The following is a 13411-nucleotide window of genomic DNA, read 5'->3' as shown; positions in this document are numbered from 1 at the left end:
GGTTACGAAAAAGGCAGATTATTCTGCCTTTTTTATTTTCTGTCTCTGACTAACCTATCGAGCATTTATTCCAAAGTAAACTTTGGGTAGTTTTCGGCAAAATAGCGGCGTAAATACTCAACCGTAATACGGATTTTTGCCGACGTCGCCAGCCGGGAGACATAAACCGCCCATATATTGGCGGGTTGATAATACTCAGGCAATATATGCACCAGATGTCCGCTGGCAATGTTGTCGCAAACGTCCCACCACGAACGCAAAGCAATTCCCTGCCCATCCAGACACCATTGATGTACCACTTCGCCATGATTAGACGACAGCGGCCCCGTAACCTTTATTGAGTGTGCGCCCTCTTTATTACGCATTTGCCAGATACCAAACGGATGGTCACGTTCTTTAATAACCAGGCAGGGGAAAGTAGAAAGATCGTTCAGTTGTTTCGGCACTCCATGCCGCGCCACAAATTCCGGCGAGGCGCACAGAATACGATAGTTAGTCGCCAGCTTGCGGGCAATCAGGTTCGGCGCGATATCATCCCCGATACGAATATCGAGATCGACGCCCTCATTGACCATATCTACCAGACGGTCTTCAACATCGAACCTCAGTTCTAACTGCGGGTACTCTTTTGCCAGCGCAGACAGCGCCGGAGCGACCACCCGGCGGCCAAAACCAAAGCTACTGATAATTCGTAGCATCCCCTGCGGGATCTGCCTGGCATCGGACAGCTCGTCCATCATCTGATCGACATCCTGCAGGATCCGCTGTGCCCATTCGTAGATCCGCTCCCCCTCTTCCGTGATGGTTACGCGCCGCGTTGTTCGGTGCAACAGCACCACGTTCAGCGTTTGCTCCAACAGGGCAACGCGCTTACTGATAAAAGCCGGAGATACGCCCAGCTCTTCGGCAACGGCGGCAAATCCCGCACGACGTGCAACCAGCATAAAGACGCGTAAATCATTTAGCAGCGGCAGATTATTCATGATCTGTGTTTTATGTTTCACCAGTTAGGGGGATTAACTATTAATCAGTCAATTATAGGATACGGGGAAAGTCAATTTTGATGGCGTACAAGTGAGAGCTGCTATGAAGAAAACCTGTCGTATTGCCGCTATCCCCGGAGATGGCATTGGTAAAGAAGTCCTGCCTGAAGGCATTCAGGTGTTGCAGGCAGCCGCCGAGCGTTGGGGGTTGTCACTCAGCTTTGAGCAAATGGAATGGGCCAGCTGCGAGTACTACGCCCATCACGGAAAGATGATGCCGGATGACTGGCACGAGCAGTTACAATCCTTCGATGCTATCTATTTTGGTGCCGTTGGCTGGCCGGAAACCGTACCGGACCACATCTCATTATGGGGCTCGCTGCTTAAGTTTCGCCGCGAATTCGACCAGTATGTCAACCTGCGCCCGGTACGCCTGTTTCCGGGCGTACCTTGCCCACTGGCAGGTAAGCAGCCTGGCGACATCGATTTCTACGTGGTGCGCGAGAACACCGAGGGAGAATACTCTTCACTCGGCGGACGCGTAAGCGAAGGTACAGAACACGAAGTGGTTATCCAGGAGTCGGTCTTCACCCGTCGCGGCGTCGATCGTATATTGCGTTACGCTTTCGAGCTGGCACAAAATCGCCCGCGCAAAACCCTGACCTCGGCGACCAAATCCAACGGCCTGGCTATCAGCATGCCGTACTGGGACGAGCGCGTGGAAGCAATGGCGGCTCACTATCCCGAGATCCGTTGGGATAAACAGCATATTGATATACTCTGCGCCCGCTTTGTGATGCAGCCGGAGCGTTTTGACGTGGTGGTTGCCTCCAACCTGTTTGGCGACATCCTCTCCGATCTCGGTCCAGCCTGTACCGGAACGATCGGCATTGCGCCTTCAGCCAACTTAAACCCGGAACGCACCTTCCCGTCTCTGTTCGAGCCAGTACACGGTTCGGCCCCCGATATCTACGGCAAGAACATCGCCAACCCTATAGCGACTATCTGGGCTGGCGCCATGATGCTCGACTTCCTTGGCAACGGTGATGCTAACTATAAAGCCGCCCACGACGGTATTCTGGCGGCAATTGAGCAGGTTATTGCCAGCGGCCCGAAAACACCGGATATGAAAGGCAATGCCACCACCCAACAGGTTGGCGAGGCCATCTCTCGGGCATTGCGTTAGAGGTCAAACCACGGAATATGAGCCGCGTCACTGACGCGGCTTTTTTATGCTTTTTATGGCACCAATAACCTGCGCCAATTCACCTTTTATTATTTCCGTTCTGTGTTTTATTGCTTCACGCATCGAGCAATTGTTTAATTCATGTAAAGAACAAATAATAAAATTGTTAAATACAAGATCACTGATTCCCTACAGCATGATAACAACGACAGGCTAATGCCATACGCGGGCAACTGTGCCCAGGAGATCCCATGTTGAGCAACGTTAAGAAAAAAGACATGCCGCTGATAGCCATCAGTCTGGTGGCTATTCTTTTCATCGCCGCCACACTTAGTCTCTTCCCTCAGCAGTCTGCACAAGTCGCAAATACCCTTTTTAACGGCGTTACCCGGATGCTGGGTTCCGCCGTGCAGATCCTCGTTCTGATGGCGATGGGTCTGGTCGTCTGGCTGGCCACCAGCAAATACGGCAACATTCGTCTGGGAGAAGGAAAAGCGGAATACAGCACGCTGTCCTGGCTGTTTATGTTTATTTGTGCCGGACTAGGTTCCTCCACGCTCTATTGGGGCGTTGCTGAGTGGGCCTATTATTACCAGACCCCAGGTCTGAATATCGCTCCGCACTCGCAAAAAGCGCTGGAATACAGCTTACCCTACTCTTTTTTCCATTGGGGAATCAGCGCCTGGGCGACCTATACGCTGGCTTCATTAACCATGGCCTACCACTTTCATGTGCGGAAAAACAAAGGGCTGAGCCTGTCCGGAATAATCGCCGCTATCACCGGCGTGCATCCGCAGGGCGTCTGGGGCCGGCTGGTTGATTTGATGTTCCTGATCGCCACAGTTGGCGCGTTAACCATCTCTCTGGTTGTCACCGCCGCCACCTTTACCCGTGGTTTATCTGCTCTCACGGGTTTACCGGATAACTTCACAGTACAGGCGTTTGTTATCCTGTTCTCTGGCGGCATTTTCTGTCTGAGCTCCTGGATTGGCATCAACAACGGCTTGCAACGTCTGAGCAAAATGGTCGGCTGGGGGGCGTTTTTACTGCCGCTGCTGGTGCTGATTGTCGGCCCGACCGAGTTCATCACCAACAACATCATTAACGCCATCGGTCTGACGACACAAAACTTTTTGCAGATGAGTCTGTTCACCGACCCGCTCGGCAACGGTGAGTTCACCCGCAACTGGACGGTGTTCTATTGGCTGTGGTGGATCTCCTACACCCCTGGCGTGGCAATGTTTGTCACTCGCGTATCCCGTGGTCGCAAAATCAAAGAGGTTATCTGGGCGTTAATCCTGGGTAGTACCGTTGGCTGCTGGTTCTTCTTTGGCGTGATGGAAAGCTACTCCATTCACCAATTTGTGAACGGTGTGATCGACGTACCGCAGGTTATGGCCACGTTAGGCGGCGAAACAGCCGTACAGCAAGTGTTGATGTCGTTGCCTGCCGGGAAACTGTTCCTGGTGGCGTATCTGGCGATCATGATTATTTTTCTCGCCTCGCATATGGATGCCGTCGCCTACACCATGGCGGCCACCAGCACGCGTAACCTGCAGGAAGGGGAAGATCCGCAGCGTAGCTTACGTCTGTTCTGGTGCGTGGTCATCACCCTGATCCCATTATCGATTTTGTTCACCGGCGCGTCCCTGGAAACCATGAAGACCACGGTGGTTCTGACCGCACTTCCCTTCCTCGCCATACTGTTGGTGAAGGTTGGCGGTTTTCTTCGCTGGGTACGGCAGGACTATGCCCACGTTCCTGCACATCAAATTGAAGGTCATCTCCCCGAAACGCCAGTGGACGTCCCCGTCGCACCACCGGCCGGGACATTACTCAAAGGCGACAATTAAGCGCCAGTAAAAAATCCTCTTACTCACAAATTAAAGGTATTCCAATGAGCAATCTGAGCCCTGAGTTTATTCTGCCGCAAAATTTCTGTGCCAACCCGCAGGACGCCTGGACTATCCCTGCCCGGTTCTATACCGACCATCAGGCCTTCGAGCACGAGCAGGAGAAAGTGTTCGCTAAGAGCTGGATTTGTGTAGCCCACAGTAGCGAACTGGCGAAACCCAATGACTATGTTACCCGGGAAGTGATTGGCGAGAACATCGTGCTGGTACGTGGTCGCGATAACGTGCTGCGCGCGTTCTACAACGTTTGCCCGCATCGTGGTCATCAACTGTTGAGCGGCGAAGGGAAAGCGAAAAATGTGATTACCTGCCCTTACCACGCCTGGGCATTCAAGCTTGACGGTAACCTGGCGCATGCACGTAACTGCGAAAACGTTGCCAACTTCGACAGTGAGAAAGCACATCTCACCCCGGTACGGCTGGAAGAATATGCCGGATTCGTGTTTATCAACATGGATCCGAACGCGGGCAGCGTAGAAGAACAACTCCCAGGTCTTGCAGACAAAGTTATCGAAGCCTGCCCTGATGTGCATGACCTAAAGCTGGCGGCGCGCTTTACGACCCGAACTCCAGCCAACTGGAAGAATATTGTCGATAACTATCTGGAGTGCTACCACTGCGGCCCGGCTCACCCTGGTTTTTCCGACTCGGTTCAGGTTGATCGTTACTGGCATACTATGCACGGCAACTGGACGCTACAATACGGTTTCGCCAAACCGTCAGAGCAGTCATTTAAGTTCGAAGAGGGTGTTGATGCCGCCTTCCACGGTTTCTGGCTGTGGCCGTGCACCATGCTCAACGTTACGCCAATCAAAGGCATGATGACCGTTATCTACGAATTTCCAGTGGATGCAGAAACTACGCTGCAAAACTATGACATCTACTTCACCAACGAAGAGCTGACCGAAGAGCAGAAACAACTGATCGAATGGTATCGCAACGTCTTCCGCCCTGAAGATTTACGTCTGGTTGAAAGCGTCCAAAAAGGGTTGAAATCGCGCGGGTATCGCGGTCAGGGCCGCATTATGGCCGACACCAGCGGCAGCGGTATCTCCGAACATGGCATTGCCCATTTCCATAATCTGGTCGCGCAGGTGTTTCAGGAATAACCAGAGGCTGTAACGACAGGTTCCGGCGCATCGTCAAGCCGCGCCGGACAGATTTTTTAGGGAGTGCCGCAATGTCTGATTATCAAATGCAAGAAGTCCGGGTCAGCCGGATTGAGACGATTACCGCGCAGGTAAAACGCTTTACCTTAACGGCGACATCAGGCGAGCCGTTGCCCGCGTTTCAGGGTGGCAGCCATATTATCGTGCAGATGCGCGATGGCGAGAATCTGTACAGCAATGCTTACTCGCTGATGAGTTCACCCTTTGATACGAGCGCCTGGCAAATCGCCGTACGACTGGAGGAAGCATCCAAAGGCGGCTCACGATATCTGCATCAAAACGTGAAACCCGGCGACACGCTCACGATCTCCACACCAAACAATCTGTTCGCCCTCGCTCCTCAGGCACAACAACATCTGTTGATTGCTGGAGGTATCGGCATCACACCGTTTTTATCGCATATCCCGGAACTGGAACACTCTAAGGCGCAATGGCAACTGCATTATTGCTCTCCCAGTCAGGACAACTGCGCGTTTTATGACGAACTCCTGCAACACCCCAGCGTCGATCGTATTCATCTGCATCTGTCAAGCGCAGGGACCCGCCTTGATTTATCTCGCCTGCTGGCCGATGTCGAACCCGGAACACATATTTACACCTGCGGTCCAGCAGTGCTCAACGATGCCGTCAGAGAAGCGGCTTCCCTCCATAGACTGGACAGCAATACGCTACATTTCGAACAATTTGCGCTGGAAGATAAAAGCGGTGATGCCTTTACCCTGATTCTGGCGCGTTCCGGACGCGAGTTTGTGGTCCCGGAAGAGATGACCATTTTGCAGGTTATCGAAAATAACAAAGCCGCGCGCGTTGAGTGCCTGTGCCGGGAAGGTGTTTGCGGCACCTGTGAAACGACGATTCTTGAAGGGGAAGCGGATCACCGCGATCAGTATTTCAGCGACGACGAAAAAGTCAGCCAGCAAAGCATGCTTATTTGCTGCTCACGCGCCAAAGGTAAGCGCCTGGTGCTTGATTTGTAGCGTTGCGCAGGCCGGGTTAGCAATGACGCAACCCGGCGAGCCTGGTGACTTACTGCGGATATTCCTGCAGCAGCGCGTTGAGACGATCGGACATCAGTTCGCCACGCCAACCGGAAACCAACTCCGGCAGGGTCTGCTGCGGCTTTAATTTCCAGTGCCAGTTGAGTAGCTGGTTGATTTGACGGCGTGAAGCCAGCAGTTCGACGCTAAGATTATGCTCAGTACTCACCTCGGCAACCAGCGCCTTAATGGCTTTAAACGCTTTGCGGTATCCAGGCATATCCATCAAATTCAGCAGCGGCTGTGGCAGTGATTCTTCCGGTAAAGCCTGCGCTTTTTCTACCAGAGAAATCAGCGTTTTGCCGTGGAAGCGAATTTCACTACCGGAAAGGCCGAGGCTGTCCAGTTCACCCAGACTCCCTGGCATATAACGAGCGACCGACCACAGGTGTTCTTCACGCACCACAAAGTTCACTGCCAGATCGCGCTCACGTGCTTTACGCAGTCGCCAGTCGGCAAGCAGTTGCAAGCAGGCCAACTGACGGGTACGCAGCTGCCAGGCGTTAGTGATATCGCGCCATGCGTCTTCAGGCGCCAGAACTTCCTGGCGACGCTGCTGCATTAAGCGACATTCGTCCAGTGCGGCTGGCAGCCAGCCGCTGGCTTCAGTTTCGACCATCAGTTTTGTGGTGATCGGTAATAGATACCAAACATCAGCCGCCGCGTACTCACACTGACGCTCGGTCAGCGGTCTGGCCAGCCAGTCGGTGCGGGATTCGCTTTTGTCCAGCGCCACCCCCGTAAACTCTTCCACCATCGCGGCAAACCCCCACGACAGCGGACGACCGCAAAAAGCAGCCAGAATTTGTGTATCAATCAACGGCTGCGGCAGTTCGCCAAAAGCGTTGAGAAACACTTCCAGATCTTCGCTACCTGCATGCAGGAATTTGGTGATGGCAGTATCACGCAGAATATCGCGCAGCGGCGACCAGTCGGTGATCCCCTGCGGATCAATCAGAGCAACGTGTTTGCCATCAAACAGCTGGATCAGCCCCAACTGCGGATAATAGGTACGCGTGCGAACAAATTCTGTATCCAGGGCTATCGCCGGAAATTCACGGACGGCTTCGCACAGCGTGGCCAACGCGTCGTCCGTGGTGATCATTTGATAATTCAAATCGTGCTCTCTTAGGTTTGCGCCAAAAAAAACGCCGGATTTCCCGGCGTTTTCTACTGGCTGACTTAACGCTCAGCCTTTATTGTCCACTTTGGCACGCGCTTCGTCACGTAATTCTCGTCGCAAAATTTTACCAACGTTAGATTTCGGCAACTCATCGCGAAACTCCACCAGCTTTGGTACTTTATAGCCCGTCAGGTGACGACGACAGAAAGTGACCAGCGCGTCATCGGTTAACGAGGCATCTTTCTTCACCACGAAAATTTTCACCGCTTCACCGCTGCTGCCGGACGGAACCCCAACCGCAGCCACTTCCTGCACGCCAGGGTGTTGCATAACCACGTCTTCAATTTCATTAGGGTAGACGTTAAAGCCGGACACCAGGATCATGTCCTTCTTACGATCGACAATACGCAGGAAGCCTTCATCATCCATCACCGCAATATCGCCGGTGTGCAGCCAGCCGTCTTTGATGATTTCGTCAGTGGCGTCTGGTCGCTGCCAGTAGCCCAGCATCACCTGTGGACCTTTCACACACAGCTCACCCGGTTCTCCCGGCGGCACTTCGTTGTCGTCGTCGTCCACCAGCTTGACCTCAGTGGAAGGAACCGGTAAACCGATACTTCCGCTGTGGTAGTCAATATCGTGAGGGTTAACACTCACCAGCGGCGCGCACTCCGTCAGGCCATAACCTTCCAGAAGATACTGCCCCGTCAGCTTCACCCAGCGCTCAGCTACCGCTTGTTGAACCGGCATTCCGCCACCTGCCGAGAGATGCAGTGACGAGAAGTCCAGTTGCTGGAACTCTTTGTTATTCAGCAGCGCGTTAAACAGCGTATTGACGCCGGTCATCGCGGTAAACGGATACTTCGCCAGTTCTTTGACCAGTCCTGGGATATCACGCGGGTTAGTAATCAGCAGGTTTTGACCACCCAGCTCAATAAACAGCAGGCAGTTCATCGTCAGCGCAAAAATGTGATACAGCGGTAGAGCCGTTACCACCAGTTCTTTGCCCGGATGCAGCAACGGGCCGTAGGTGGCGTTAACCTGCTCAAGGTTAGCCAGCATGTTGCGGTGTGTAAGCATTGCGCCTTTCGCCACGCCGGTTGTCCCGCCGGTATATTGCAGGAACGCCAGATCTTCCGACACCACTTCGGGCTTCACATACTGCATGCGATAGCCGTTTTGCAGCGCACTGCGAAACGAGATGGCATCCGGCAGGTGATACTTCGGCACCAGGCGCTTGATGTACTTCACGACAAAGTTAACCAGCGTTCCTTTGGCGGTCGACAGCTGATCGCCCATACGCGTCAGGATCACGTGTTGCACCGACGTTTTGTCGACCACTTTTTCCAGCGTATGGGCAAAGTTAGATACGATGACAATCGCCGACGCGCCGCTATCGTTGAGCTGATGTTCCAGCTCGCGAGGCGTATACAACGGGTTCACGTTCACGACGATCATGCCGGCACGTAAAATCCCAAACAGTGCGACCGGATATTGCAGCAGATTCGGCATCATCAGCGCGACGCGATCGCCCTTTTTCAGCCCGAGCCCCTGTTGCAAATATGCGGCAAACGCACGGCTACGCTCTTCAAGCTTGCGGAAGGTCATCACCTCCCCCATGTTTACAAACGCGGGCTGATCGGCATACCGTCTTACTGAGTGTTCAAAGAGTTCCACCAGGGATTGATAACGGTCAGGATTGATCTCCGCAGGAACACCAGCGGGATAACGGTTAAGCCAAACCTTTTTCAATACATCACCTCTAAAATGCGTATTCGTCGTCATCACAACCCCAGGCAATAAACAAACTGTTAACATAATATTAACTCAGCGTACCAGTTTGTTTATTACACAACGACAAGGTTGCGAAGCACGTCACTATTTATTTTTCTTATATCCACGTTAATGCAGAAACAGCGGACGAGCCGCTGTTTCTTTTACCAATAAAACAAAGAGTTACTCTGTTACTATGGTCTGAACCTGTGCCGGGCCGGGATTGTACCAGCCCCATCCGCCGTAGCCACCGTAAGGCCAGCCACGCGCACCGTAGAACCAGGGGTCGATAGGCTGAGGCGGCATGACAATCTGCTGAGTAATATGCCAGCGTTTATAACCAGTTACCTGCATCAGCATGAATTTATACGGCGTATTACCGATATTTCCGTCCACTGTACCGCTTATCGGGCCGACGACGGTGACCAGTTGCCCGCGAAAGTCCACCGGGTCAAGGAAGCCATTTACATCAGCATATATCCGCCCACGAGAGGCTTCACCCAGCACGGGGCGTGCACCGCTATCGAGCGGAACGGTGGCAATTTCCAGACGGGATTTTCCCTGCTGGTTCTGAATATCCACCACTTTGCCGCCGAAACGCGCTTCCTGTCCGACATACAGCTGCGGCGCATTCATCACCCGCACCAGATCCTGCTGCGGCATCGGGCTCGAACCTTTAATCGCATCCGGGATGGTGACGCAGCCGCTAAGCATTAACGCTAAGGCCCCCGCCAACACACCTTTCAATAACTGCTTTTGCACCGCCATATTGTGACTCCCTTTTCTTAGCTTCTGCCCCGGCCTGTTCACAATGCTGTGCACTGACGACTGTACGTCTTAGCCGGGGTTCTACTACTAAGATTCATTCTTTACCGGGAAGTTTCTTCCACGCCACGGTGTTACGTAAATAAACCGGTTCAGCGTGTTCGACCGCTACGGTCTCACCCGCAGCCAGCATTTGCGTGGCGACGGGCAGCATGTCTTCAGCCGCTGGAAGCAGCACGTCACCATCGCTGAGCGTCAGCCCGCTGTCTTTACCAAGCTCAGGCCATGCCGGCCAGCCCGTCCCGACCGTCACCCAGTCGCCAGACAGCTGCAATAAACGCTCATGTACCTGCTCGGGGGTTAACACCGCTTCGGTTTCTTCACCGTGCCAGTTACCGTTGTCATCACGCTGGTATTCGGCCCAGTAGACTTCGCCCATTCGCGCGTCAATCGCCGCCAGCACGCGAGTCGCGCCCGACTTACGCCAGGCGCCCTGCGCCATGGTCGCCAGGGTGGAGACGCCGATCATCGGTAAGTTTGCGCCTAACGCCAGCCCCTGAGCAATGCCAATACCGATACGCACGCCGGTGAAACTGCCGGGACCGCGACCAAACGCCAGTGCGTCGATATCGGTTAACGTGAGATCGCCAGCGGCCAGGATTTCCTGAACCATCGGTAAAATTCGTTGGGTGTGTTCTCGTGGGCAAAGCTCAAAGTGAGCCTTGATAGTACCGTCATTCCACAGGGCAACAGAGCACGCCTCTGTGGCGGTATCGATAGCCAGAATTCGCATGGGTGTTTGTGATCAGATCAATAAATTTGGCGCGCATCTTACCACACTCCGTAACAAATTACTCAGTCGTTGGTATGGCAAGAAAGCGAACCGCGCGAGCGATGTCACGCGTCCGCGGCGCAGGAGGAAGACTCGCCAGGAAGGTGGCGCCGTATGGCCGCATAACCAGACGATTGTCGCAAATCACCAGCACGCCGCGATCGTCAGCATCACGTATCAGACGCCCTACACCCTGCTTCAGAGTGATTACCGCATCCGGCAACTGGACGTCTTCAAACGGATCGCCGCCGCGCAGTCGACAATCCTCCATTCGGGCTTTTAACAACGGGTCGTCCGGCGAGGTAAACGGCAGTTTATCGATTATCACCAGCGACAGCGTATCGCCGCGCACGTCCACGCCTTCCCAGAAACTGCTGGTGGCAACCAGTAGCGCATTACCTGCGCTGACAAACTGCTGTAGCAGTTGTCCTTTGCTGGTTTCGCCCTGCAGCAGTACGGGAAGTGTCATAGTAGCGCGGAATTGTTCCGCCAGATCGCGCATCATCGCGTGCGAAGTGCACAGCATAAAACAGCGACCGTTGTTCGCCTCGATAATAGGTCGCAGCATGGATGCTAACTGGCGTGCAGCCCCCGGCTGATTGGTTTGCGGGAGATTACGCGGCACGCACAGCAGCGCCTGGCGCGTGTAATCAAATGGGCTTGGCAGCAGCATCGACTCGGCATCTTCAATACCCAGTCGTGCAGTGAAATGATGAAGGTCATCGTTTACCGACAGCGTCGCGGAAGTAAAAATCCAGCAGCCCGGCTTTTGTTCCATCACTTCTTTGAATTTATCCGCCACCGTAAGCGGCGTCAGCGCGAGGGTGAAATGGCGGGAGGTGCATTCATACCAGTAGCTGAAGCCTGGCTGGTTGATCTCTTTCAGGCGCTTCAGACGCGCACGATAAAGCGTGGCGCGCTCAAACGCGGCATCCAGCAATGCCGAACGCCCAAGAGACAGCTTCGCCACGTCATAACACAGCTCCAGCGTGTCATCGAGCAGCAAAAACGCGCGCTGTACGCGCTGGTCGGCCAGCAGTTCCCGCAGGTTTCCGCGATAGCCCGGCTCACCAAGCTGCAAGCGGAAGTCCTGAGCGCTTTGTGCAAGGCGATCGGCGCACTTTTGCAGCTGCTGAGTGTCTTTCAGCTCGGTGCGATAGGCAATGGTGATGTCTTTCGCCAGGTCTAACAGCTGGCGACTGGAGAGTGATTGACCAAAGTACTGGCTGGCGATATCCGGTAACTGATGCGCTTCATCGAAGATCATCACATCAGCTTCCGGGATCAGTTCGCCAAACCCGCTCTCTTTTACCACCATATCGGCGAGAAACAGATGATGGTTAACCACGACAACATCCGCATCCATCGCTTTTTTACGCGCTTTAACGACAAAACACTCTTTATACAGCGGGCAGTCGCTGCCCAGACAGTTGTCATTAGTGCTGGTCACCAGCGGCCAGGCCTGCGAGTCTTCCGCCACGCTGACGCAGGTGCTGATGTCCCCATCAAGGGTTTGATTTGACCAGGAGCGCAGCAGAATGACGTCGCTTAACGTTTGTACCGGCAAGTCGCCACCCGCCAGCGCCTGCTGTTCGAGACGTTCGAGGCACAGATAGTTTGAACGCCCTTTCAGCAGCGCCAGTTTACCGGTGAACTTCAGTGCTTTAGCGACAGTCGGGAGGTCGCGGCTGTATAGCTGATCCTGCAACGCCTTCGAGCCCGTGGAGACAATGACCTTCTTTCCGGCACGCAGCGCTGGAGCAAGATAAGCGTAGGTTTTACCCGTTCCGGTTCCGGCTTCTACCACCAGCGGTTGTGATTTTTCGATGGCATGACTGACGGCGATGGCCATCTGCCGCTGTGGTTCTCGCGGTTTAAAACCCGGTATCGCTTTAGCCAACTGACCGTCTGCTGCAAAATCGTCCGTCACACTGCCCCCTGTTCATTTGAACAGGGATTATGTCAGGCCAGCGGGTCTTTCGCCAGTTGAAGAGGTGACGTGGGCACAACATTGTGGCAGTCTTGGCGCAACCCAAAGCTATTATGAAAAAACGTAAACGAGGAATGATTTATGACGATTGTGCGCATTGATGCCGAAGCGCGTTGGTCCGACGTGGTAATCCACAACAACACGCTGTATTACACCGGCGTGCCGGAAAATCTGGATGCAGACGCCTTTGAGCAGACGGCAAATACGCTGGCGCAAATTGATGCGGTGCTGGAAAAACAAGGCAGTAACAAGTCACGTATTCTTGATGCCACCCTGTTTTTGGCAGACAAAAACGATTTTGCCGCCATGAACAAAGCCTGGGACGCGTGGGTCGTTGCTGGCCACGCGCCGGTACGTTGTACCGTTCAGGCCGGATTGATGAACCCGAAATACAAAGTTGAGATTAAGATAATCGCTGCAGTTTAATCGGCGTTATTCGTCTTCATCTTCAAAACGCGCCACGATCCGCTCGCCGGTATGACTGGCGCGTAACTCTTCAGCAACCAGAGCAATGGCTTGTCCGCTGCTCATCCCCTGCGACATCAGCTCCTGAATACGCTCTACCGCTTTTTGCTGCTGCTCATGACTGAGTGAAGGTAAACCTGCAAACATTGTTAACTCCTGCTAAATTGTCTGCGCT

At 53.8% G+C, this 13411-nt stretch carries 12 protein-coding genes; 5 read left to right on the top strand and 7 right to left on the bottom strand.

Going from position 1 to position 13411, the window contains the following annotated elements:
- Nucleotides 1-65 precede the first annotated feature (65 nt).
- Nucleotides 66-983 (bottom strand): LysR family transcriptional regulator, encoded by a 918-nt coding sequence (locus tag GHC22_RS10230; RefSeq protein WP_020996618.1) that lies wholly within the window; start codon nucleotides 981-983, stop codon nucleotides 66-68.
- A gap of 103 nt (nucleotides 984-1086) precedes the next feature.
- Between GHC22_RS10230 and GHC22_RS10225 the strand changes: the two genes are divergently transcribed.
- From GHC22_RS10225 to GHC22_RS10210, 4 genes are all read left to right on the top strand, one after another.
- Complete coding sequence (locus GHC22_RS10225) at nucleotides 1087-2169, top strand: tartrate dehydrogenase (RefSeq protein ID WP_153752850.1); 1083 nt, start codon at nucleotides 1087-1089, stop codon at nucleotides 2167-2169.
- Between the two features lie 251 nt (nucleotides 2170-2420).
- Nucleotides 2421-4022, top strand: a complete 1602-nt coding sequence (locus tag GHC22_RS10220) for a BCCT family transporter (RefSeq protein WP_008785019.1) — start codon at nucleotides 2421-2423, stop codon at nucleotides 4020-4022.
- Between the two features lie 44 nt (nucleotides 4023-4066).
- Nucleotides 4067-5191, top strand: coding sequence for a carnitine monooxygenase, oxygenase subunit YeaW (gene yeaW / locus GHC22_RS10215; RefSeq protein ID WP_003833746.1), 1125 nt, complete (start codon nucleotides 4067-4069; stop codon nucleotides 5189-5191).
- Nucleotides 5192-5262: 71 nt separating this feature from the next.
- On the top strand, nucleotides 5263-6228 hold the full coding sequence (locus tag GHC22_RS10210) for a PDR/VanB family oxidoreductase (RefSeq protein WP_153752848.1): 966 nt from the start codon (nucleotides 5263-5265) through the stop codon (nucleotides 6226-6228).
- A gap of 49 nt (nucleotides 6229-6277) precedes the next feature.
- Here GHC22_RS10210 and rnd read toward each other — a convergent pair whose 3' ends face one another.
- From rnd to GHC22_RS10185, 5 genes are all read right to left on the bottom strand, one after another.
- Complete coding sequence (gene rnd / locus GHC22_RS10205) at nucleotides 6278-7393, bottom strand: ribonuclease D (RefSeq protein ID WP_003833751.1); 1116 nt, start codon at nucleotides 7391-7393, stop codon at nucleotides 6278-6280.
- Nucleotides 7394-7477: 84 nt separating this feature from the next.
- A complete protein-coding gene (gene fadD, locus GHC22_RS10200; protein WP_125362605.1) occupies nucleotides 7478-9163 on the bottom strand; it encodes a long-chain-fatty-acid--CoA ligase FadD in 1686 nt (561 codons plus the stop codon).
- Between the two features lie 204 nt (nucleotides 9164-9367).
- Nucleotides 9368-9952, bottom strand: coding sequence for a Slp family lipoprotein (locus tag GHC22_RS10195; RefSeq protein ID WP_071446196.1), 585 nt, complete (start codon nucleotides 9950-9952; stop codon nucleotides 9368-9370).
- Nucleotides 9953-10046: 94 nt separating this feature from the next.
- On the bottom strand, nucleotides 10047-10742 hold the full coding sequence (gene tsaB, locus GHC22_RS10190; RefSeq protein ID WP_032943756.1) for a tRNA (adenosine(37)-N6)-threonylcarbamoyltransferase complex dimerization subunit type 1 TsaB: 696 nt from the start codon (nucleotides 10740-10742) through the stop codon (nucleotides 10047-10049).
- A 58-nt stretch (nucleotides 10743-10800) separates the two neighbouring features.
- Nucleotides 10801-12711, bottom strand: a complete 1911-nt coding sequence (locus GHC22_RS10185; protein WP_003020980.1) for an ATP-dependent DNA helicase — start codon at nucleotides 12709-12711, stop codon at nucleotides 10801-10803.
- Between the two features lie 141 nt (nucleotides 12712-12852).
- Between GHC22_RS10185 and GHC22_RS10180 the strand changes: the two genes are divergently transcribed.
- Entirely contained in the window at nucleotides 12853-13197 is a 345-nt protein-coding gene (locus GHC22_RS10180; protein WP_003020984.1) for a RidA family protein, read from the top strand.
- Nucleotides 13198-13203: 6 nt separating this feature from the next.
- Here the strand turns inward: GHC22_RS10180 and GHC22_RS10175 are convergent, their stop codons facing one another.
- Nucleotides 13204-13383 (bottom strand): YoaH family protein, encoded by a 180-nt coding sequence (locus tag GHC22_RS10175; RefSeq protein ID WP_003020986.1) that lies wholly within the window; start codon nucleotides 13381-13383, stop codon nucleotides 13204-13206.
- Nucleotides 13384-13411: the final 28 nt, after the last annotated feature.

It is taken from the genome of Citrobacter sp. H12-3-2, assembly GCF_009649895.1.
Taxonomy (GTDB): domain Bacteria; phylum Pseudomonadota; class Gammaproteobacteria; order Enterobacterales; family Enterobacteriaceae; genus Citrobacter; species Citrobacter portucalensis.
This window is presented reverse-complemented; position numbering and strand designations above follow the sequence as displayed.